The organism is Bacillaceae bacterium S4-13-56 (genome assembly GCA_040191315.1).
GTDB lineage: Bacteria > Bacillota > Bacilli > Bacillales > JAWJLM01 > JAWJLM01.
The window spans coordinates 42,375-65,915 of record JAWJLM010000001.1; the positions used below are offsets into that span (position 1 = coordinate 42,375).

Annotated in this window: 21 protein-coding genes and 1 pseudogene; 21 read left to right on the top strand and 1 reads right to left on the bottom strand. The window is 37.8% G+C overall.

All coding sequences use genetic code 11. The features are described 5' to 3' along the window. Positions 1-72: 72 nt before the first annotated feature. The 13 genes and pseudogenes from RZN25_00215 to RZN25_00275 all read left to right on the top strand — a co-directional run bounded on the left by RZN25_00215 (position 73) and on the right by RZN25_00275 (position 13,100). Complete coding sequence (locus RZN25_00215) at positions 73-747, top strand: hypothetical protein (GenBank protein MEQ6375256.1); 675 nt, start codon at positions 73-75, stop codon at positions 745-747. Between the two features lie 130 nt (positions 748-877). Next, positions 878-1,336, top strand: a complete 459-nt coding sequence (gene lspA / locus RZN25_00220; protein ID MEQ6375257.1) for a signal peptidase II — start codon at positions 878-880, stop codon at positions 1,334-1,336. 3 nt (positions 1,337-1,339) lie between these two features. Next, positions 1,340-2,254 (top strand): RluA family pseudouridine synthase, encoded by a 915-nt coding sequence (locus RZN25_00225; protein ID MEQ6375258.1) that lies wholly within the window; start codon positions 1,340-1,342, stop codon positions 2,252-2,254. A gap of 172 nt (positions 2,255-2,426) precedes the next feature. Beyond that, positions 2,427-2,969: a bifunctional pyr operon transcriptional regulator/uracil phosphoribosyltransferase PyrR gene (gene pyrR / locus RZN25_00230; protein MEQ6375259.1), complete on the top strand. Its 543-nt coding sequence runs from the start codon at positions 2,427-2,429 to the stop codon at positions 2,967-2,969. 195 nt (positions 2,970-3,164) lie between these two features. Continuing rightward, on the top strand, positions 3,165-4,076 hold the full coding sequence (locus RZN25_00235; GenBank protein MEQ6375260.1) for an aspartate carbamoyltransferase catalytic subunit: 912 nt from the start codon (positions 3,165-3,167) through the stop codon (positions 4,074-4,076). After that, the gene (locus RZN25_00240) at positions 4,060-5,361 is read left to right on the top strand and encodes a dihydroorotase (GenBank protein ID MEQ6375261.1); all 1,302 of its coding nucleotides are present in this window, start codon (positions 4,060-4,062) and stop codon (positions 5,359-5,361) included. Before RZN25_00235 ends, RZN25_00240 begins: the two co-directional genes overlap by 17 nt. Beyond that, positions 5,336-6,436 carry a glutamine-hydrolyzing carbamoyl-phosphate synthase small subunit gene (carA, locus tag RZN25_00245; protein ID MEQ6375262.1) on the top strand — a complete coding sequence of 367 codons (1,101 nt, stop codon included), beginning with the start codon at positions 5,336-5,338 and terminating at the stop codon, positions 6,434-6,436. The genes RZN25_00240 and carA overlap by 26 nt, the downstream gene beginning before the upstream one ends. Continuing rightward, positions 6,429-9,647, top strand: a complete 3,219-nt coding sequence (gene carB / locus RZN25_00250) for a carbamoyl-phosphate synthase large subunit (GenBank protein ID MEQ6375263.1) — start codon at positions 6,429-6,431, stop codon at positions 9,645-9,647. Before carA ends, carB begins: the two co-directional genes overlap by 8 nt. Further along, positions 9,628-10,392 carry a dihydroorotate dehydrogenase electron transfer subunit gene (locus RZN25_00255; protein MEQ6375264.1) on the top strand — a complete coding sequence of 255 codons (765 nt, stop codon included), beginning with the start codon at positions 9,628-9,630 and terminating at the stop codon, positions 10,390-10,392. The genes carB and RZN25_00255 overlap by 20 nt, the downstream gene beginning before the upstream one ends. Beyond that, positions 10,389-11,330, top strand: a complete 942-nt coding sequence (locus tag RZN25_00260) for a dihydroorotate dehydrogenase (GenBank protein ID MEQ6375265.1) — start codon at positions 10,389-10,391, stop codon at positions 11,328-11,330. Before RZN25_00255 ends, RZN25_00260 begins: the two co-directional genes overlap by 4 nt. Then, the gene (pyrF, locus tag RZN25_00265; protein ID MEQ6375266.1) at positions 11,299-12,018 is read left to right on the top strand and encodes an orotidine-5'-phosphate decarboxylase; all 720 of its coding nucleotides are present in this window, start codon (positions 11,299-11,301) and stop codon (positions 12,016-12,018) included. Before RZN25_00260 ends, pyrF begins: the two co-directional genes overlap by 32 nt. Then, entirely contained in the window at positions 12,005-12,643 is a 639-nt protein-coding gene (gene pyrE / locus RZN25_00270; protein MEQ6375267.1) for an orotate phosphoribosyltransferase, read from the top strand. The genes pyrF and pyrE overlap by 14 nt, the downstream gene beginning before the upstream one ends. Positions 12,644-12,768: 125 nt before the next feature. Beyond that, positions 12,769-13,100, top strand: a pseudogene (locus RZN25_00275) (MGMT family protein). A gap of 311 nt (positions 13,101-13,411) precedes the next feature. Here RZN25_00275 and RZN25_00280 read toward each other — a convergent pair. Beyond that, positions 13,412-15,112, bottom strand: coding sequence for an NFACT RNA binding domain-containing protein (locus RZN25_00280; GenBank protein MEQ6375268.1), 1,701 nt, complete (start codon positions 15,110-15,112; stop codon positions 13,412-13,414). Positions 15,113-15,266: 154 nt separating this feature from the next. Between RZN25_00280 and RZN25_00285 the strand changes: the two genes are divergently transcribed. From RZN25_00285 to rsmB, 8 genes are all read left to right on the top strand, one after another. Continuing rightward, entirely contained in the window at positions 15,267-16,145 is an 879-nt protein-coding gene (locus tag RZN25_00285; GenBank protein ID MEQ6375269.1) for a YicC/YloC family endoribonuclease, read from the top strand. An 87-nt stretch (positions 16,146-16,232) separates the two neighbouring features. Beyond that, positions 16,233-16,496 (top strand): DUF370 domain-containing protein, encoded by a 264-nt coding sequence (locus tag RZN25_00290; protein ID MEQ6375270.1) that lies wholly within the window; start codon positions 16,233-16,235, stop codon positions 16,494-16,496. A gap of 11 nt (positions 16,497-16,507) precedes the next feature. Continuing rightward, complete coding sequence (gmk, locus tag RZN25_00295; GenBank protein MEQ6375271.1) at positions 16,508-17,122, top strand: guanylate kinase; 615 nt, start codon at positions 16,508-16,510, stop codon at positions 17,120-17,122. 6 nt (positions 17,123-17,128) lie between these two features. Further along, positions 17,129-17,332, top strand: coding sequence for a DNA-directed RNA polymerase subunit omega (gene rpoZ / locus RZN25_00300; protein ID MEQ6375272.1), 204 nt, complete (start codon positions 17,129-17,131; stop codon positions 17,330-17,332). 159 nt (positions 17,333-17,491) lie between these two features. Continuing rightward, positions 17,492-18,697: a bifunctional phosphopantothenoylcysteine decarboxylase/phosphopantothenate--cysteine ligase CoaBC gene (gene coaBC / locus RZN25_00305; GenBank protein MEQ6375273.1), complete on the top strand. Its 1,206-nt coding sequence runs from the start codon at positions 17,492-17,494 to the stop codon at positions 18,695-18,697. After that, positions 18,694-21,105 carry a primosomal protein N' gene (priA, locus tag RZN25_00310; protein MEQ6375274.1) on the top strand — a complete coding sequence of 804 codons (2,412 nt, stop codon included), beginning with the start codon at positions 18,694-18,696 and terminating at the stop codon, positions 21,103-21,105. The genes coaBC and priA overlap by 4 nt, the downstream gene beginning before the upstream one ends. A 15-nt stretch (positions 21,106-21,120) precedes the next feature. Beyond that, positions 21,121-22,065, top strand: a complete 945-nt coding sequence (fmt, locus tag RZN25_00315; protein MEQ6375275.1) for a methionyl-tRNA formyltransferase — start codon at positions 21,121-21,123, stop codon at positions 22,063-22,065. Then, positions 22,062-23,420 (top strand): 16S rRNA (cytosine(967)-C(5))-methyltransferase RsmB, encoded by a 1,359-nt coding sequence (gene rsmB / locus RZN25_00320; GenBank protein ID MEQ6375276.1) that lies wholly within the window; start codon positions 22,062-22,064, stop codon positions 23,418-23,420. Before fmt ends, rsmB begins: the two co-directional genes overlap by 4 nt. Positions 23,421-23,541: the final 121 nt, after the last annotated feature.

Here is a 23,541-nt window from a genome sequence, read left to right on the forward strand (position 1 = left end):
TGAAAGTAGGTGAAAAAATTCACAAAGTTACTTAGGAAAACGCACCCAATTAGAAGGTGGAGGTTGGTGAACATGATAAGCTACGATGACAGGAGAATATTATTCTATAATCTGTTAGCAGAGAGCTTTGAGGGGAAAGTTACTAGCGACGTACTAGAAAAGTGGGTGTTTTTTCGTGATCATATAAAATTACAGCATTTTAATCAAGAAAAATCAATCATGCAAGAGTTAGATTCATTAGAAATTTTCATGACAAAAAATACAACAGAACTTAATCGAGATTTGGCTCAAGAGTATGGAAAGATTTTCTGGCAATTTACATGTAATTCTATTTCATTTCATTTAAATGAGGCTGGATTTCATTTGAATGATTTAATGAATGAGCCTTATTTATTTGCATTATGTCTGAAGCACTCTAGTAAAACTGGGCTTCCAGAAGACCATATAGCTGTTCAACTTTATATGCTAACGGACATTACTACAAAAATGGATAGGGCATTTAAAGATGGGGAAAAAAAACATCAAGAAAAATATTTTTATTATTTCACCCTCTTTCACCAACACTTTATTCATACATGGATCACTCCTTTTGGAAAATGTATAAGTTGTAAAAGCTCTCTTCCATTTTATCCTCTTCTCATACAAGTACTAACGGAATTAATTGAAAAGGATAAAGACTTTATAAAAATTATGGAAGCTCAGAAACCGAATAAGAATGATATTTTATCAAATGGGACGAAAAACTAAAAAGAAGCCAATGTGCTTCTTTTTAGTTTTTCTGGTATGAAAAAAAGTACCATGGAATAAGTAGGTGTTATTTCACTAAAGATATGCTAAAATTCAATAGGAATACAAACTAGAGTTGGAGGAAAAAAAGTTGTTGTATTATCTCTTATCGTTGGTTGTGATTTTTATTGATCAAATAACCAAATATATGGTCTCTACTAGAATGGATCAAGGAGATTCTATTGAAGTTATTTCATCTTTCTTTTACATAACCTCTCACCGAAACCCAGGTGCTGCCTGGGGAATTTTAAAAGATCAGATGGTATTTTTCTACATAATTACGATCATTGTCGTCGTCTTCGTTATCTACTTTATTCAAAAATATGGGAAAACAAATCGATTGTATGCGGTTGCACTTAGTTTAATATTAGGAGGAGCTATTGGGAATTTTATAGATAGGCTACTTTGGAAAGAAGTTATTGATTTCTTTGATTTTTATATCTTCAACTATGATTATCCGATCTTCAATATAGCTGATTCTAGTTTGGTTGTCGGTGTGATCCTGGTCCTTATAGCTACTTGGAAAGATGAAAAGAAAAAAGGAGTGTAAAGCTTGTCAGAGCATAAAGAATGGATTGTAGAAAAACAACAGAGTGGTACTCGTATTGATAAAGTAATTACAGATGCAAGTAATGATATTTCAAGAAGCCAAGTTCAAGGTTGGATGGAAGAGTCTCTTGTGTTGGTTAATGGTTCAACAGTAAAAAGTAATTATAAGTGTAAAGAAGGAGACCGTATTGAGTGGAGCATTCCTAAAGTGGTCCCAGTTGATATACAGCCTGAAAATATTCCACTATCTATTCTTTATGAAGATGAAGTTTTGCTGGTTGTAAATAAACCAAAAGGAATGGTCGTTCATCCATCAGCAGGACATCAAACAGGAACCTTAGTTCATGCCCTCCTCTATCATTGTACAGATTTATCAGGTATAAATGGAGAGTTAAGACCTGGGATCGTTCATCGAATTGATAAAGACACTAGTGGTTTACTGTTAGTTGCTAAAAATGATCAAGCCCATATTCATTTGTCTAACCAACTATCAGAAAAATCAATTACTCGGATATACGAAGCCATTGTTCATGGGGAGATATCTCATGACAAGGGTACGATCGATGCTCCTATTGGACGAGATCCAAATGACCGTCAAAAAATGGCTGTTGTAGATGGTGGTAAGGACGCTATCACCCATTTCGAGGTTAAAGAGCGGTTCGAAAATTTCAGTTATGTGTGGTGTAAATTAGAAACTGGTCGAACGCATCAAATTCGCGTACACATGAACTATATAGGTCACTCACTTGCGGGTGATCCCAAATATGGGCCAAAGAAAACATTATCTGTGAATGGGCAAGCATTGCATGCAAGGGTTCTTGGTTTTACACACCCTGTGTCAGGGGAATGGCTACAATTTGAGGTCGACCCTCCAAAGGAATTTGAAGACATTTTACAACAATTACGTTCAAATCATTGACAAATCCTTTTAGTAAGCTATAATCATAAGAGAATTATGAACCTTTAAAAGAAGTCCAGAGAGGCTACAAAGGTTACGGATCAGTTGGAATTGGTCTGCCCTTTTGTTGCCTTAGCAAAAGGGCTTTTTGTATGCCAAGGAGCCAAAGACGAAGCAAGCTGGAGGTAGGGATATGAATAAAAAGGCAACAGTTCTAGATGAAGCGGCTATTAGGAGAACACTTACAAGAATAGCACATGAAATTTTGGAGCATAACAAAGGGACAAAAAATCTATTACTCGTTGGTATAAAAACTCGCGGAATCCCTTTGGCTAATCGTCTAGCAAAAAGAATTGAAGCTATAGAGGGTGAGAAAGTTCCTGTTGGAGAGATTGATATTACGCTTTATCGAGATGATTTGACAAAAAAGAATAATCTTTCCGAACCAGAATTACAAGAATCGCGAATACCTGTGGACGTAACCGGTAAGATGGTGGTTCTTGTAGATGATGTTTTATATACTGGTCGTACAGTCAGAGCGGCAATGGATGCTTTAATGGATCATGGAAGGCCAGAGCAAATTCAGTTAGCTGTACTAGTCGATCGTGGACATAGAGAACTACCTATTCATGCAGACTACGTTGGAAAAAATGTTCCCACTTCTTTAGAGGAAATCATTATGGTTCAGCTTTCGGAAATAGACCCAGAAGAATCAGTTAGTATATACGAAAAATAAAAACAACCTTTACCATTTTGTCCAGAGAGACTTCAAAGGTTTGTTTTAAAAAGCAATCACTTTTTAATAAAGTCCAGAGAGGCTTTGAAGGGTGCTTATTCGGTTTAACTTTCTTACAAGGAAGTATAAGGCCAGCACACCTTTGTGCTGGCCTTTTTTTTACATAAAAGGATATTTCTTTGAGGAGGGTCTTTTATGAAGCATTTTACTCAAATGAGTAACTTATCAGAAGAGGATATTTTTTCAATTTTAAAAAGAGCACAAGAGATTATAGGAATGCAAGAAATACAGCCAATTCGTAAGAAGAGATATATCGTCAATGCTTTTTTTGAGCCCAGTACAAGAACTAAGATGAGCTTTGAAATGGCCGAGAGAAAGCTTGGATTGGATGTACTTCCTTTCCAACCTGAAGCTTCAAGCGAAAGAAAGGGAGAGTCGTTATATGACACAATAAAAACTTTAGAGGCTATTGGAGTAGATGCTGTTGTTATAAGACATTCAGAGGATCAGTATTATCAAAAAATTATTCCAAATCTATCAATCCCAGTCATTAACGCAGGAGATGGGAAAGGTGAACACCCTACACAATGTTTACTTGATTTGTTAACTATATTCCAAGAGTTCAAAACCTTCCAAGGGAAAAAGATTGTTATATCTGGGGATATAAAGCATAGCAGAGTTGCAAGATCAAATGCTTTGACACTCCATCGTTTGGGAGCAGATGTAATGTTTGCTGGTCCTGACACTTTTCAAGATCCAGCGTTACCTTATCCAGTGGTAAAGTTAGATCAAGTGATAGAAACGGTAGATGTCTGTATGATGCTAAGGGTCCAGCATGAAAGGCACTCTGAATCTTTTGGGGATATGGACTCCTTTTTAAAAACTTATGGATTAACAGAAGAACGGATGAAAAGACTCCCTGTCTCTAGTATTATTATGCACCCCGCTCCTATTAATAGAGGTGTAGAAATAGATGATACAGTAGTTGAATCTAGTAGATCACGCATTTTCAAACAAATGAGGAATGGTGTAGCGGTCCGAATGGCTGTACTGGAGCATGCTATGGAATTAAGAGAGGAGAAACTTTTATATGAAATTGTTCATTGATAATGGAAAGATGTTAAATAGAGAAGGTTTTTTGGAAGAAGTAAGTTTATCTATAGAAGATGGAAAAATTCACTTAATAAATCCTCGGATTCCTGAATTCGATCAAAGAATAGACGCGAAAGGTCAAGCCATTTTTCCGGGTTTCGTGGATATTCATGTCCACTTACGAGAACCAGGAGGAGAGACTAAGGAAACGATTGAAACCGGGTCTAAAGCTGCAGCTAGGGGTGGTTTTACAACTATCTGTCCAATGCCTAATACTCGCCCAGTACCAGACAGTATTGAAAACCTTAAGCTTATTTTAGATCGTATCAAGGATACAGCTCATGTACGTGTTCTCCCATATGCTTCAATCACAACAAGGCAATTAGGCAAGGAAATAACTCCTATGGAAGAATTAAAAGTTCTTGGAGCTGTTGCCTTTACAGATGATGGTGTAGGGGTTCAAGAAGCTGGCAAGATGTTAGAAGCGATGGAAAAGGCAAAAGAACTTGAAGCTACTATTGTTGCTCACTGTGAGGACAATACTTTAATTCAAGGAGGAGCCATTCATAAAGGGCAAAAAAGTAAAGAGCTTAGTATTCCGGGAATTCCCTCCATTTGTGAATCCGTACAAATTGCACGTGATGTTTTGCTAAGTGAGGCTACTGGTTGTCGCTATCACGTTTGCCATGTCAGTACAAAAGAATCTGTACGCGTCATCAGAGATGCTAAAAAAGCAGGAATACCTGTAACAGCAGAAGTAAGTCCTCACCATTTATTGTTAACAGAGGATGACATTCCAGGTGATAATGCCAACTTCAAAATGAATCCTCCTTTGAGAGGGGAAGGGGATCGTCTAGCTTTAATGGAAGGGCTGTTGGATGGAACCATAGACTGTATTGCTACGGACCATGCACCACATACTGAGCCTGAAAAGTCAGAAGGAATGCTTCATGCGCCATTTGGAATTGTAGGTAGTGAAACGGCCTTCCCACTCCTTTACACACATTTTGTTGAAACAGGAATCTTTACGCTTCAACAAGTTGTGGAATGGCTAACAATCAAACCTTCTCAAATTTTCAACCTTCCTTTTGGTACTATCAAAGAAGGAAGTACGGCCGATATAGTATTAGTAGACTTAGCTTTAGAAGAGGAAATTGACAAAAATACGTTTTACTCAAAAGGAAAAAACACTCCTTTTCATGGTTGGAACGTAAAAGGGATTCCGACTATGACTCTTGTTGAAGGAGAGCTTGTTTACAAAAAGGAGGATTACTATGCAAACTCGTTGGCTCGTTCTTGAAGATGGAACAATTTTTAAAGGGAAAGCATTTGGTGCTGACACGGATCAGTGGGGAGAGGTTGTCTTTAATACCGGGATGACGGGATACCAGGAAATATTAACAGACCCCTCTTATTGTGGTCAGATCTTAACAATGACCTACCCCTTAATCGGAAATTACGGAATTAACCATGACGACTTTGAGTCCATAGAACCTGCCATACATGGGCTGATAGTAAAAGAGGCAGCTGTTTATCCATCAAATTGGAGAAGCACGGAAACCATAGATGAATACTTGAAGAAAAAAAATATACCAGGTGTTTACGGAGTTGATACTCGTAAACTAACCCGGTTGATTAGAAACTCTGGAACATTAAGAGGTGCAGTTACTAGAAATGAAGTGGAAATTCCATCCATTATAGAGGAATTGAACAGAAAGGAACGCCCAAAAGATTTGGTGAAGAGAGTGTCTATACAAAAGCCATATGTAATTCCGGATCGAGGACATCGTGTGGTACTTGTTGATTTCGGTGCAAAGCACGGGATACTAAGAGAATTAACAAAACGAGGATGCCATATAACAGTTGTACCCTATAACACGACAGCCGAAGAAATTCTTCAATTAAAACCAGACGGTGTGCTTTTATCCAATGGACCTGGAGATCCTACCGACGTGATTGGAGCAACACAGACAATTCAACATTTATTTGGGAAGCTTCCAATCTTCGGAATTTGTCTTGGCCATCAATTATTTGCACTAGCTTGTGGAGCTACCACCTCTAAATTAACATTTGGTCACCGTGGATCAAATCATCCTGTGATTGAGCTTTCAACAGGAAGGATTGATATTACCGCACAAAACCATGGATATACAGTAGATTTAGACTCCTTGAATAATACTCAGTTGGAGCTTACACACCAATCGATTAATGATGGCACAGTAGAAGGATTAAGCCACAAATTATATCCTGCTTTTTCTGTGCAATATCACCCAGAGGCATCACCTGGACCAGAAGATTCAAATCCTTTGTTTGAAAAATTCATTACTCTCATAAGCAATGCACGTGAAAAAAAGGGGGATATCATTCATGCCTAAGCGAACAGATATTCATAGAATACTAGTTATCGGTTCTGGTCCTATTATCATCGGGCAAGCTGCAGAGTTTGATTACTCCGGAACACAAGCTTGCCAGGCGCTTCGTGAAGAAGGCTATGAAGTTATTTTAGTAAACAGTAATCCTGCTACTATAATGACGGACTATACGGTAGCTGACAAAGTTTATATGGAACCTCTTACAGTTGATTTTCTATCAAAGATTATTAGAAAAGAGCAACCCGATGCTTTATTACCTACACTTGGTGGGCAAACAGGGCTAAATATGGCCGTAGCTCTTCATGAAAAAGGAATTTTAGCTGAATACAATGTAGAAATACTTGGTACACCACTAGAGTCTATCCAAAAAGCCGAGGATCGTGATTTATTTCGTACCCTTATGAATGAGCTTAATCAACCTGTTCCTGAAAGTGTGATCGTTCGTAAAGTAGTGGAAGCGATAGATTTTGCTGATAAACAGGGTTACCCGTTAATTGTTCGACCTGCGTATACTTTAGGAGGTACAGGTGGTGGAATTTGTCACTCTAAAGAAGAACTTTTGGAAATTGTGAATAGCGGATTATATTTATCGCCAGTTAGCCAGTGCTTAGTAGAAAAGAGTATCGCTGGATATAAAGAAATTGAGTATGAAGTGATGAGAGATCATGATGATCACGCTATTGTTGTGTGTAATATGGAAAATGTTGACCCAGTTGGGGTACATACAGGAGACTCCATAGTTGTTGCTCCTTCTCAGACACTTAGCGACAGGGAGTATCAGATGCTTAGAAATGCCTCATTAAAAATCATTCGTGCCCTTGAAATTGAGGGAGGATGTAATGTTCAACTTGCCTTAGACCCTGACAGCTTTCAATATTATGTAATAGAAGTAAATCCAAGAGTAAGTCGGTCCTCCGCTTTAGCTTCTAAAGCTACAGGATATCCCATTGCAAAATTAGCAGCAAAGATTGCTATCGGTCTGTCCTTACATGAAATACAAAATCCAATTACGAAAAATACGTTTGCAAGCTTTGAGCCTGCGCTTGATTATATTGTTACAAAGATTCCAAGATGGCCGTTTGATAAATTTCATCATGCAAAAAGGGAATTGGGGACTCAAATGAAGGCTACTGGGGAAGTAATGGCCATAGGGAGAACATTCGAAGAATCCCTTCTAAAGGCCATTCGGTCATTAGAATTGAATGTAGTCGATTTGAATTTACCATTAGCAAATGAAATATCTGATGACGTTTTGGAATATCGCTTAAGTCATCCAGATGATGAAAGAATCTATCTTGTTGCTGAAGCATATAGAAGAGAATGGTCAATTAAACACATTTGGTCTTTAACCAAAATTGATTATTTCTTTCTTGCTAAGATTCAGAAATTAGTAGATTTAGAAAAAGAAATTACTCACTCACCAAAAAATCTTGAATTACTTGTTCGATCCAAAGAAACGGGATTCTCAGATCTAACGATTAGTAAGCTTTGGGGAATGTCTGAAGATGAACTCTATGACTGGAGAAAAGAAATCCAGCTTACGCCTGTCTATAAAATGGTAGATACTTGCGCAGCAGAATTTGAATCCGCTACTCCTTATTTCTATAGTTCCTACGAAGAAGAAAACGAATCTCTTCGATCCGATCGTCCGAAGGTCATGGTGATCGGGTCTGGACCAATTCGAATTGGTCAGGGAGTAGAATTTGATTATGCTACGGTTCACTCAGTTCTTGCATTAAAGCAAGCAGGATATGAAGCCATTATTATGAACAATAATCCTGAAACTGTCTCTACTGATTTTAGTATCTCAGATAAGCTTTACTTTGAGCCACTTACTTTGGAAGATGTAATGCATGTCGTTGATTTAGAGCAGCCATTAGGCGTCATCCTTCAATTTGGTGGCCAAACAGCTATAAATCTAGCAGAAGGATTAACAAGACGAGGGGTCAATGTACTTGGCACAAACTTAGAAGCCATTGATCAATCAGAGGATCGTGACAAATTTGAAAAGGCATTAAAGCAACTAGACCTTCCTGTACCACCTGGAATCATTGCCAAAAGTGTGCAAGAAGCCTTTCAAGGTGCCCGTACGCTTGGCTACCCAGTTGTTGTAAGACCATCCTATGTTCTCGGTGGGAGAGCAATGGAAATTGTATACAAAGAGGAAGAACTAGAACGGTACATGGAAGAAGCCGTCCGAGTGAATCCTGACCATCCAGTACTTGTCGACCGTTATTTAACAGGAAAAGAAATTGAGGTCGATGCTATTTGCGATGGGGAGTCTGTATTGATTCCTGGAATTATGGAACATATAGAACGCGCAGGGATTCATTCGGGAGATTCGATTGCCGTTTATCCACCTCAAACCTTAAGGCAAGATCAAATAGATATGTTAGTTTCCTATACAGAGAAACTTGCAAAAGGGCTTGGGATTAAGGGTTTGATGAACATTCAATATGTATTGCATGGTGAAAAAATATATGTATTAGAGGTTAACCCTCGGGCCAGTCGAACGGTTCCATTTTTAAGTAAAATAACGGGAATACAGATGGCTCAAATTGCAACAGAAGTAATACTTGGAAAAACCTTAAAAGAATTAGGTTATAAACCAGGTTTACACGAGAAGCCAAACGAGGTATTTGTTAAAGTTCCTGTCTTTTCGTTCGAAAAGCTGCGAAGAGTAGATACAACACTTGGCCCTGAGATGAAATCTACGGGAGAAGTACTTGGCCATGATGAAAGTTTGAACAAGGCCCTTTACAAAGGATTAACAGCCGCCGGCTTAAAAATTCCAACAGAAGGATCTGTATTGATTACAGTTGCTGATAAAGATAAAGAAGAAATAGTGGACCTTGCCAAGCGTTTCCATCATCTTGGGTTTAGGTTGTTAGCTACAACTGGTACTGGTGAATTTTTACGTAAATATGACCTTCCAGTAGAAACAGTAGGTAAGGTAGGAGCCGAGGGGATTAATGTAGTTAATGTCATTCATGATGGAAAAGCACAGCTTGTTATTAATACATTAACTAGAGGGAAGGAGCCTAGGCGTGATGGGTTCCGTATTCGAAGAGAAGGTGTTGAGCATGGGGTACCTGTTATTACTTCCCTTGATACGGCTCTTGCCTTGTTATCCGTCATTGAGTCAATGACATTTACTGCAACCCATATGCCAGATTATAAGGTGGGAGATTCTCTTGAACATTCACTCGTCTAAGATCTTACAAAATCAACCTATAGCAAAGGATACGTATAAACTTGTATTGTTAGCACCTAATTTAGAAGTCAATCCTGGTCAATTTATTCACATCAAAATTGGCAAGGGGACCCAATTTCCGCTAAGACGCCCATTATCTATTGCTGATTATGTTCCATTTTCTGGGGAGTTAACGATTTTGTATAAAATTGTGGGAGAAGGAACCAAAGAGATTTCTAGTTTAGAGGAAGGAGTGCATATAGAGTTTTTGGGGCCCTTGGGGAATGGTTACTTATTACAAGATGTTCCAGAATCAGCTCTTCTGATTGGGGGAGGAATAGGGATACCACCTTTGTATCTATTAGGAAAAAAATTACGAGAAATGGGTACACAGGTGAAATCTATCTTGGGATTTCAAACGGAGGCAGGAGCTTTTTATTTGAGAGAGTTTCAGGAGCTAGGGGAAACAATTGTGGTTACCAATGACGGAAGTCTTGGGGAGAAAGGGCGGGTAACAGATTATGTGGAACACTTTCTCCCAACGATCCATGGTTTTTATTCCTGTGGTCCCACCCCCATGCTTCAAGCAGTTACTCAATCAATGGGGAATGTTCCTGGCTATATTTCTGTGGAAGAACGGATGGGATGTGGAATTGGAGCATGCTTTGCTTGTGTTTGTAAAGTTACGGATGATAAAGATAAAAAAGGTTACCGGAAAATTTGTGTAGATGGTCCTGTATTTGAGAAGGGGGTTCTTCAATTATGAGTAAGTTAGCAGTTGAATTACCCGGATTATCCTTGAAAAACCCAGTTCTTACAGCTTCGGGATGCTTTGGATTTGGAAAAGAATATGCTTCATTTTATGATTTATCAATGCTTGGGGCTATAACCATCAAAGCCGCTACAAAAGAGGCTCGTTTCGGAAACCCAACTCCTCGTGTGGCAGAAACTCCTTCTGGGATGCTAAATGCTATTGGACTTCAAAATCCTGGTGTTAATGCGATTATGGAAGAGGAGCTTCCATTTTTGCAACAGTTTGGGGTCCCCGTGATTGCCAATGTTTCTGGAAACACGGAAGAAGAATATATAGAGGTTGCTCACAGAATTTCTAAGAGTCCATTTGTTTCAGCTATAGAATTGAATATCTCCTGTCCAAATGTGAAAGAGGGAGGGATCCAATTTGGAACCGACCCTGATACTGCTGGCCAGTTGACATCTTTAGTTAAAAAAGTTAGTGAGGTACCTGTCTACGTAAAATTATCTCCTAATGTAACTGATATTGTTTCTATTGCAAAAGCTGTGGAAGAAAATGGAGCAGATGGGTTATCCATGATTAATACTTTACTTGGTATGAGATTGGATTTGCAGACTGGAAAGCCTATTTTAGCGAATGGTACAGGGGGGTTATCAGGTCCTGCTATAAAGCCGGTTGCTATTCGTATGATTCATGCGGTAAGCCAAGTTGTGAATATCCCGATTATTGGAATGGGAGGGGTAACCACTGCAGAAGATGTGCTGGAATTCTTGTTAGCGGGTGCGTCAGCTGTTGCAGTAGGTACCGCTAATTTTACAGATCCACTTACTTGTCCAAGAATTATAGAACAATTACCAGAAGTTTTACGCCAATATGGCTATGAATCTGTTCAAAGCAGTATAGGAAGGAGCCATTCTAATGCAGAGGTCTCAAATATTTCTCGCGCTTGATTTTCCTAGTGGAAAAGAGACGCTAGAATTTTTGGAGAAAAATGAACTTTCGTCTGTTCCAGTGAAGATTGGAATGGAACTTTTCTATCAAGAAGGTCCTTCTATCATTGAAACTTTATTAAAAAAGGACCACCTTATTTTTTTAGATTTAAAGTTACATGATATTCCGAATACAGTACAACGTGCTATGCAACGATTAGCTTCATTAGGGGTCAGCATGGTCAATGTTCATGCAGCTGGTGGTCAGAAAATGATGGAGGCAGCAAAAGAGGGGCTTATTAAAGGAACTCCTCACGGTAAGAATCTCCCATTGCTAATTGGGGTCACTCAGCTTACATCTACAACAGAAGATATTTTGAAGAAGGATCTATTAATCAATGCCAGTTTGCAAGAAACTGTGCAGCATTATGCTTCTATATCTAGTCAGGCAGGGGCGGATGGTGTCGTGTGTAGTGTCCATGAAATTCCTTTAATAAAAGAAAGATGCGGGGATGATTTTCTTTGTGTAACTCCTGGAATCAGACTCTCGAATGGAGAACATCATGACCAGGCTAGAGTTGCCACGCCATTCTATGCAAGAGAAATGAAGTCTGATTTTATAGTGGTTGGACGTGTTGTTACACAATCCGAACAACCAAAGGAAGTTTATCAACATATAAAGGAGCAATGGGATTATGAAAACCACTAGAATGATAGCACGAGCTTTGCTTGAGATTGGCGCTGTGCAGGTGAATCCATCTGAACCTTTTGTTTGGTCTTCGGGGATGCTGTCACCTATCTATTGTGACAATAGAAAAACTATGGGACATCCAGAATTAAGAAAAAAGATTGCAGACAGTTTTGTTCAAACAGTCGAAGAAAAATTTCCACAAGTAGAATTAATTGCTGGTACATCAACGGCTGGAATTCCACATGCTGCTTGGGTAAGTGACCAATTAGATTTGCCTATGTGTTATGTAAGAGATAAAGCGAAAGGGCATGGGCGCAAAAATCAAATTGAAGGTGTTTATCACGAAGGTCAGAAAGTTGTTGTTATTGAAGATTTGATTTCAACAGGTAAAAGTTCTATTAACGTGGTAAAGGCCCTTCAAGAAGCGGGTTGTGAAGTCCTTGGAGTAGTAGCTATTTTCACTTATGGACTGCCAGCCGCTAGGGAAAGTTTTGCTGAACATCAGTTACCATATGAGACATTAACCAATTTCCATACACTACTTGAAATACTTGAGTCGGACAATGTGTTAACCCAGGAACAGATAGAACAAATTCAAAAATGGATTCAAAACCCGAAAGAATATCAAAGAGTGAGTCAGTGAAAGAGGCTAGGCTTGTGCCCTATCCCCTTTTTTATATAAAATATTTAGGTGAGCTATGAAGGATAAAACAATTAAGAGGTTGGGAGATTTGTTCTTCAAGAAGCTAAAGAGAAAGGAATTTTTAAATGACACTTTTCACTACAAAGGTTATACGTATCCTTCAAAATATACCCCAAGGAAAAGTCATGACTTATGGTCAGGATGCACGGTTTGCTGGAAATCTACGAGGGCAAGGCAAGTGGTAAGGATTCTTCATTCCATGAGTAGAAAATATAATCTCCCTTGGCATCGTGTAGTTAATTCCAAGGCAGAGGTTTCAACTCAGGATGATGAAGGTTATCAAGAACAAGTTCTTACCTAGAAAACGGAAGGAGTCCAAGTTGATTCTAAAGGTAAAATGCACTTGGAAAAATATCAATGGGAACCAGATCTATACTTGTTTGAAAACCATAGTTGATCCACACATAAATAACTTGAACACTAAATGAATGGAGTGAGAATAGAAATTACTAAAGGTGCGCAAAAGTGTATCAAATTGCTCTTTAAGGACGTAACTTGAGCATATGGCAAAAAAACTTAAGCATATCATTCAAAAAGCTGAGCATTAAAACAAGAATTTTGAGCATAGACCCTACTAAAGCTGCACATAAAAGGCTCAAATCTCGCATAAAGATCAAGTTTTGAGCCTAAAACCTAATTATTAAGCATAGAAAAGGGAGCAAAAACACAAAAGTCCCAAAGACCAATAACTCTTATCCCAAAAGAATCCTACCCTTTTAACTTCTGAACCACTTCTTCTTCCGGTGTAACATACAAGGTTTTCTGATTATCATAGATTACGTAACCTGGTTTGGCACCATTAGGTTTTTTTACATGACGAATTTGCGTATAATCCACAGGAACTGTACTTGATAACTTAGATTTACTGAAATAAGCAGCAAGAATTGCAGCTTCATAAAGGGTCTCCTCAGAAGGGGATGGGTCCTGAATGACAACATGTGATCCGGGAATATCCTTTGTATGAAGCCAGATATGATTTCTTGAGGCGAGTTTCATAGTTAAGTATTCATTTTGTTTATTGTTCTTACCCACCAAAATCGTGGTCCCATCAGCAGCTTTATATACTTCTGGCTCAGGCTTTGTTAGCTTCTTTTTTGTTTTTTGATGAGATTTCTTTAAGTATCCTTCTTCTCGTAATTCTTCTCGAATTTCTTCAATGTCGTCTTCCTTTGCACTTGCAATTTGTTGAAGGATTTGCTCCAAATAATCCATCTCTAGCCGTGCCTTTTTAATTTCTTCTTCGACCATTGTTTTTGATTTCTTTAACTTTTGATAGGTTTGAAAATATTTTTGAGCATTTTCAGAGGGAGTCCGATTTGGATCCAAATCGATTTCTATCTCCTTTTGTTCAGGGTCATAGTAATCAACCACAAGTACTCTAGTATCTCCTGGCTTTACCAAATGCAAATGAGCAGTTAGTAATTCACCCATTCTTTGATACATTTGGGTTTTTTCCGCTTTTTTTAGAGTTTCATAATGCTTTTCTATTTTTCGTTTATTTTTTTCCCACTCATTTTTTAAAAGCCGGGTTAAATCACCAGAAATTTGTTTTACACGATCACGCTCCGCTTTTCCTGCAAAAAATTGATCGAGCATTTCTGATATGGAAGAAAATTCTGCAGTTTCTCCTTGATGATTCGTTATAGGCAGGACGTGAAAATCTTCTTTGGTACCCAATAAGGTCACGGGTTTATATTCTTTATTTTTTACTTGTTCCATTAAGGTTTCGAATATGTGTGCAAAGGTTTCTTTATGAGCAAATTTAGCTCGAAACACAATTTCCCTAGCCAATAATGGAGAAAAACCAAGAAACATGGATACAATCTGTTTATCTAATTTTCCAGAGTTCCAGTCCAATTTACTTGTGAACTCCTCACCAGAAATGGACAAAGGATTTATTTTTCCTTGGCTAGGAGGGTATACGTATGCTTGTCCAGGCATGATGGTACGAAAAGAGTTTTGAGAAGGAGGTAGATGTTTCACCGAATCCAAAATCATCTCACGATTTGGATCAATAAGTAAAATATTACTATGTTTTCCCATGATCTCAATGACCAATTTTTTTTCGGAGACATCGCCAATTTCGTTTTTCCCGGTAAAGGTAATTTCGACAATTCGTTCCGTTTCTATTTGTTCAATTCTCTCAATAATAGCACCTACTAGATGCTTTCTTAATAACATGCAAAGCATAGGTGCTTCTTTAGGATTTTGGTATTTTTCCTCTGTTATATGAATCCGGGAATACATAGGGTGTGCCGAAATAAGTAATTGCTGGTTTTTCCCTTGTGCTCTAACTTGAAAAATCAACTCTAAAGGAGTAGGTTGATAAATTTTCATGACTCTTCCATTTTGAAGTTTATCTTTTAATTCATCAGTAACAGCATGTGTCACAATTCCGTCAAAAGCCATATTCTTTCACCTTCCAATCGTATCAAGTATAGCAAAAAAGGGTATAAAAGTCGTGAGAGGTCTCTAATAATTTACTTTTTAGTTCCTTTCTTATTCTGTTTTTTGGTATGATAGGTTACAGGTTATAAGTAGGGAAGAAACGGATGTGATCTAAATGGTTGTAAGTATGACTGGATATGGAAGAACTGAAGTCATGCTCGATAACATACAAATCACAATAGAAGTGAAGACTGTTAATCATCGTTTTTTAGATGTATCCATAAAAATGCCTCGCTTTTTAATGTTTTTGGAAGATCGAATGAAGAAAAAGATTCAAACCTTTTTAAAGCGCGGCAGAGTGGATGTATTTATAACACTAGAAGGAGAAGGAACGGTTGATCGTAAACTCCAGGTGGATTGGGGATTAATGGATCAATATATACAAGCTCTTGAAAAAGCTTCCACTCGGTATCAACTTGAAAAAAAAGTTTCTTTGTCAACATTACTTCAAATTGATGGAGTATTCAATGTTCAAGAACAAGAGCAAGGGCAGGATGAAATGCAGCAAAAAATTCTAGAAGCTCTTGAACAGTCTTTACATCAACTGCAGGATATGAGAATCAAAGAAGGATTAAACCTTAAAAATGATGTGATTGGGCGTCTAAAACAAATAAAAGCATTGGGTGAAAAAATTGAACAAAGACGTGACCTTGTCATAGAGCAATATAGAACAAGGATTTTAGAAAGAATAAGGGATTTCATACAGGAAGAACTAAAGGATGATTCAAGAATTTATCAAGAAGTTGCTCTCTTAGCTGAAAAAGGAGATATTACTGAAGAGATTACAAGGCTATTTAGCCATATACAGCAATTTGAAAATACACTCGATGCAAAAGATGCAATAGGAAGAAAATTAGATTTTATTGTACAAGAAATGCACCGAGAAGTGAATACTATAGGTTCTAAGTCCAGCGATGTGGAGATCAGTCAACTTGTAGTAGGATTAAAAAGTGAAGTAGAAAAAGTGAAAGAACAAGTGCAGAATATTGAATAATTTGTGTTAAATGATAGTTGCTTTTATAATTTAAGGATAATTAATCTAAAGAGAGAGTTATGGTTCATAGGTTGAGGAGGATCTTGCATGAGTATAAAGTTAATTAACATTGGATTTGGGAATGTTGTTTCTGCGAATCGAATCATATCAATCGTTTCTCCAGAGTCAGCTCCTATTAAAAGAATTATTACGGTAGCTCGGGAAAATAATAAACTTGTAGATGCGACCTATGGGCGTAGAACGAGAGCTGTCATTATTACAGACAGTGATCATGTTGTATTGTCTGCAGTTCAACCAGAAACTGTTGGACAACGTGTCTTAAGTCATGATGATATTCCTGAAGAAGGGTAGGATTATATACAGTGAATGAAGAAAAAGGAATCCTTTTTGTCCTTTCTGGACCATCTGGTGTTGGGAAAGGAACAGTGAGGAAAGCATTGTTTGAGCAATCCAACAATCTCCACTATTCCATTTCTATGACAACTAGACAACCAAGACAAGGAGAACAAGATGGAATAGACTACTTCTATAAAAGCAAAGAAGAATTTGAACAATTGATTAGAGATGGAAAAATGTTAGAGTGGGCAGAATTTGTAGGAAATTATTATGGTACTCCAAAAGACTATGTCCAAAAAACATTAGATGAAGGGAAAGATGTTTTTCTTGAAATTGAAGTGAATGGTGCACTTCAAGTGAGAAAAAATTTTAAAGAGGGAGTTTTTATTTTCCTTATTCCTCCTAGTCTGGAAGAATTAAAAAACCGTATTATTAGCAGAGGAACAGAGACCGATGAAATTGTTCAAAATCGTTTAAATGAGGCAAAACGAGAAATTAAAATGATGGATGCGTATGATTATGTAGTTATTAATGATAAAATAGATCATGCAGTTGAAATGGTTAAAGCGATTGTTAAAAGTGAACATTGTAAACGTGAACGGATTGCACAATCATATAAAAAAGTATTGGAGTGTGAATAATTTATGATGTTAGAACCTTCTATTGATTCATTACTTGAGAAAATCCATTCAAAATATACTCTTGTGACGTTGTCAGCTAAACGCGCACGTGAAATGCAGGAAAATGGTGATTTACTAATTAGTAATCCAAAATCCCATAAATTTGTAGGTAAGGCTTTGGAAGAAATTTACCAAGATAAATTAAAGTATACATCAGATGTACAGGAGTAGTTAGTAATATTTTTTCAATAAAGTAATCTGTATTTCCGCCTAAGAGGCTCGCCAATTTGGCGAGCTTTTCTCATTTAAACCTCACATATTGCTTTCTTGAATACGTGTATAATAAGGGGAGATATAGGAGTTCGAAAATATAGCTAAGGGGAGTAGGACATGCTAACTGGAAAAAAAATTATCCTAGGTGTATCTGGAGGAATTGCTGTCTATAAGGCATGTACATTAACAAGCCGTTTAGTTCAAAGAGGGGCTCAAGTTAAAGTGGTGATGACTGAATCGGCGCAAGAGTTTGTTACACCACTTACTTTTCAAGCTTTATCAAGGCAACCTGTTTTTGTTGATACTTTTGATGAAAAAGACCCATCCAAAATTGCTCATATTGATATAGCCGATTGGGCTGATTTGGTGTTATTAGCACCAGCCACTGCAAATGTGATAGGAAAGCTAGCCAACGGGATTGCCGATGATATGTTAAGTACTGTTATGTTAGCCACACAGGCTCCTGTTTATATAGCACCTGCGATGAATGTCCATATGTATGATCATCCAGCTGTAAAGAAAAATATGAAGACCCTAGAAGAATATGGTTATTCTTTCATTGAGCCCGGCGAAGGTTATTTAGCATGTGGATATGTAGGAAAAGGGAGGTTAGAAGAGCCCGAAACTATTATAGATGTGCTGGAGCAACAACTCCGTTCAGAAGCTACTCTAAAAGGAAAAAAAGTTTTGATAACCGCTGGTCCTACTCAAGAAAGTTTAGACCCTGTCCGTTATTTCACGAATCATTCTTCTGGGAAAATGGGGTATGCTCTTGCGGAGGAAGCTTATAAAGCTGGAGCAAATGTAACGCTTATAACAGGTCCGACAAGCTTACAATGTCCTAACAATGTAAAATGCATTTCAGTGATTACTGCACAGGACATGCTTAAGCAAGTTCTTGAACATTATGATTCCAGCGATATTGTAATCAAGTCAGCAGCTGTTGCAGATTATAGACCAAAAATAATTGAGGATGAAAAAATAAAAAAGAAATCAGATTATTTATCTATTGAGTTAGAGAGAACGACAGATATACTGGCAACTCTTGGACAAAAAAAGAAAGATCAGTATTTAGTTGGATTTGCTGCAGAAACACAAAAGGCAGTTGAATATGGAAGAGACAAGCTTGATCGTAAAAATTTGGATGCTATTGCGATCAACAATGTAAAAGATGAGGGTGCTGGTTTTGGTAAGGATACCAATGTCATTACTTTTATCACAAAAAGCGGAAAACAAATAGAGATGGAAAAGGCATCCAAAAACGTTATAGCCAAAAAAATGATCGAATTGATTGTTCAAGACTTTGAGGAAGTGAGATTTTGAAAGTTGCAAAAGTAATTGTGGATGTCCCAGTCGATCAAACAGATAGGACGTTTGATTATTTTGTACCCGAAAAGTTAAATGGCATTGTTAGCCCGGGTGTTCGAGTAGTTGTACCCTTTGCAGGAAGAAGGCTTCTAGGTTTTGTGATAGAAATCACTGACCATTCGGACTTTGATCGACTAAAACATGTCGAAGAAGTATTAGATTTTATTCCAGTATTAACTGAAGAGCTTTTGTCCCTTGGTAAATGGCTATCTGAAAAAACGTTATGCTTTCAAATATCAGCTTATCAAGCGATGCTTCCGAAAGTGTTTAAAGCAAAATATGAAAAAGAATTTTGGTTGGCCGCTGATTTTGAACAGTTACCAGAGGAATTAAAACCTCTATTTCTTCATCGAGAGGTCATAACCATGAAAGATGTTGATGAGGCAAAAGTTTCTTATTCCTTGCTTCAAAGGTGTATCCAAAAGGGATTAATCGATGTGAAACACAATGTCTATCGAAAAGAAACGAAAAAGCATATTACGGTTCTCTCTCTAGCAAAAGAACAAGACGTTATTTTAGAAGAAATAGAAAGCCTTCCTTCTCAAGCTAGTAAGCAAAAAAAGATTTTATCATGGTTTTTGCAACAAAAGGAGAGGGTTTCCTATCAAGAGGTCCAAAATGCAAACCATACAACAAGATCAACCATCAAATCATTAGTAGAAAAAGGTTTATTGAAGGAAAAAAAAGAGGAAATTTACCGAGATCCCTATGAAGGTAGAGAGTTCGAACAAACTCAACCTTTTGTTTTAACACAGGAACAGGAAACGGTGATTATTCCCATAAAACAAGCCATTCAAGAAAATCAAAGTGAAACCTTCCTGCTACATGGAGTAACAGGATCAGGAAAAACGGAGGTTTATTTGCAGTCTATCCAAATGGTGATCGACAAAGGAAAAGAAGCAATTGTTCTCGTTCCAGAAATTGCTTTAACTCCGTTAATGGTAGAAAGATTTAAAGGTAGATTTGGTCCTTATGTTGCGGTTTTACATAGTGCTCTCTCTGATGGAGAAAAATATGATGAATGGAGAAAAATTCAGAAAAAAGAAGTGAAGGTAGTGGTTGGGGCGCGATCAGCCATTTTTGCTCCATTTGATAATATTGGTCTCATCATTTTAGACGAAGAACATGAGGGGACCTATAAGCAAGAAGATCATCCCCGTTATCATGCTAGGGATGTAGCTATCGAAAGAGCCTCTTATCACAAATGTCCAGTTGTACTAGGAAGTGCAACTCCGTTAATGGAATCGTATGCTAGAGCTAAAAAAGGTGTCTATCGCTTACTTACATTATCTAAACGTATGAATGATCAACAAATGCCGGCAGTAGAAATTATTGATATGAGAGATGAGCTTCACCAGGGGAATCGGACCATGTTTTCTCGCTCTCTTATGGAAAAAATGAAGGATCGTATTCAAAAGAGAGAACAAATTGTCTTGTTTTTAAACCGAAGAGGGTATTCCACCTTCGTAATGTGTAGAGATTGTGGTCATACATTAGAATGCCCTCATTGTGACATTTCTCTAACCTTTCATCGGGAAAACTCACAATTGAAATGTCATTATTGTGGTTATGAAGAGCGAATGCCACAAAAATGTCCCTCATGCCAAGAAGAGCAAATTCGTTTTTTTGGTACTGGTACGGAGAAAGTCGAAGAGGCACTTTATCAACAGTTACCACATGCTCGTGTCATCCGTATGGATGTTGATACAACTAGAAGAAAAGGAGCTCACGAGAAGTTGCTCACAAAGTTCGGAAATGAGGAAGCAGATATATTACTAGGAACCCAAATGATCGCTAAAGGTTTAGATTTTAAAAAAGTTACTTTAGTAGGAGTTCTAGCTGCAGATTTGTCCCTTCATCTTCCGGATTTTAGAGCCTCGGAGAAAACTTTTCAACTTCTTACTCAAGTGTCTGGAAGGGCCGGGAGACACGACCTTCCTGGAGAAGTCATCATTCAATCTTATAATCCAGAACATTATAGTATAGAATTGGCAAGTCAACATGATTATTTGTCTTACTTTCTAAAAGAAATGCAAGTACGAAAATTGGTGGAATATCCTCCTTACTATTTCTTGGCCTTAATCACGGTATCTCACAAGAATCAAATATATGCTCAAAGAAAAACGGAGGAAATCGTTCTTTTACTTCAAAAGCATTTATCGGACACTACTAAAATCTTAGGACCTACCCCTTCCCCCTTATCACGGGTGAAGGATAGATATCGTTTTCAATGCATGATAAAATACAAAAATGAGCCCAATTTAGAGGGAAAAATGAGAAAAGTGATTCAACGTTTTGAAGAGGAAATGAGAAAAAAGGATTTAATCATAACCGTTGATTTACAACCTTATCAAATGATGTAGATCTTAAGGAGGTCAATCATGAAAGTTATCTTTATGGGGACTCCAGATTTTTCTGTACCAATACTTCAACGTTTGCTTGCTGATGGGTATAATGTCTGTGCAGTTGTAACACAGCCTGATCGACCAAAGGGAAGAAAAAAGATTTTAACCCCACCACCTGTGAAAGTAGAAGCGGAGAAAAATGGGATACCAGTCCTACAACCGGAAAAAATAAGAAATAATTATAAAGAAATTTTGGATTATAAACCAGACTTAATAGTAACGGCTGCCTTTGGACAAATTTTGCCTGAAGAAATACTGAAGGCACCAACCTATGGATGCATCAATGTCCATGCATCATTCCTGCCAGAACTTAGGGGAGGCGCTCCCATACACTATGCGATCCTGCAAGGGAAAAAAGAAACGGGCGTCTCTATCATGTATATGGTAAAGGAATTAGACGCAGGAGATATATTATCACAAGTTAAGGTCTCTATTGAGGAGGAAGATCATGTAGGATCTTTACATGACAAATTATCCATTGCTGGAGCAGACCTTTTATCTGAGACGATTCCCAACCTGATTTCAGGTCATATAACCCCTGTTCCACAAGAGGATGAAAAAGCAACCTTTGCCTATAACATAAAACGAGACCAAGAAAAAATCGATTGGAAACAAACCAACGAAGAAGTGTATAACCACATCCGTGGGCTTCATCCATGGCCAGTAGCCTTTACCATTTTAGATGGTTCCGTTTTGAAAGTTTGGTGGGGACAAAAGGTAAATGGCCCCTTCCAAGGGAAACCTGGTGAAATTGTAGATGTACTAGATGAGGGGCTTATTGTTCAAACAGGTGACCAAAAGGGAATATTAATCACCGAATTACAACCATCTGGAAAAAAAAGAATGGAAGCTGGAGAGTTTTTAAGGGGAGCGGGGCAATTTATACGAAAAGGTATGAGACTAGGTGATTCGACATGACTTCTCCCAACGTTCGTGAATTAGCTTTAGATATCTTGGTGCGTGTAGCTACTCAATCAGGATATAGCCATCTATTAATTGACCAGACATTGAAGAAAAATAGAATGGACTCCCGAGACAAGGGTCTACTTACGGAAATCGTTAATGGAACAATACAGAGGAGAAATACTTTAGATTATTATTTACAACCATTTCTACAGAAAAATAAAAAATTAGAGCCATGGGTTCAATGGTTGCTCTATATGTCTATCTACCAAATGATTTACCTAGATCGTGTTCCTCAACATGCTATAGTTCATGAGGCGGTTACCATTGCAAAGAAAAAGGGGCATAAAGGGATTGCTTCTTTAGTAAACGGGATCTTGAGAAATGCACAACGGAAAGGTTTTCCATCCCTTGAACAAATGACAGACCCAATGGAACGCTTATCTATTGAAACAAGTCATCCCCTTTGGCTAATTCAAAGGTGGATCGAACAATACGGGTTTGAAATAGTCAAAGAGATGTGTTTTGAGAATTTGGGAAGGCCTTCGCTTTCTCTTCGAGTTCAAACCTTACGCATGAATCGAGAGAAAGTGATTGAAAAATTAAAGAACGATGGAATTGAAGCTAAAGCAAGCGAACTTTCTCCTTATGGAATAAGAGTGGAAGATGGAAGTGTCCTACACCATCCTTTGTTCACAGAAGGGTATCTGTTAGTGCAGGATGAGAGTTCAATGTTAGTTGCTCCTTTTCTAAGGCCTATAAAAGGAGAGACTGTTGTTGATGCATGTGCAGCTCCAGGGGGGAAAGCCACTCATATTGCTGAACAAATGCAGGATGAGGGTGTTATATATGCCTATGATCTTCATCAATCAAAAGTAAAGAAAATTGAGCAAAATGCTAAAACGCTTCAATTATCCATCATAAGGGCAAAACAATCAGATAGTAGACAATTAAAAGATCATCACCAACCTGAGTCTATTGATCGTCTCTTGCTGGATGCTCCCTGTTCCGGCCTAGGTGTTATAAAAGGAAAACCAGAAATTAAATATCAAAAAAGTGAAGAAGATATAAGACAGCTTTCAAAAGTGCAGCTTGAGTTATTGGAAGCAGTTGCTCCATTAGTAAAAGTAGGGGGGACTCTACTGTACAGTACATGTACAGTAGACCGACAAGAAAATGAAGGAACTGTCTCTAGATTTTTAGAACAACACTCTGAGTACATAGTAGATCCCAACTGGATTAAAGAAATCCCTTCACTATTGAAGAAAGGGAAAGGCTTATCTGAATCTGGTCTGCAAATTTTCCCGCAGGATTTTCATTCCGATGGATTTTTTATGGTCGTATTGATAAAGATTAATTCTTCCAAGTAACTAAAAAAACAGGATTTTTGTCTACTTTTGGCAAATAAGAAAGTATAAAACTTTTCATTTGGACTAATATGACATTTTTTGAAAAACGAATGCTGTATTTTCTCATCGTTATTAGATGACA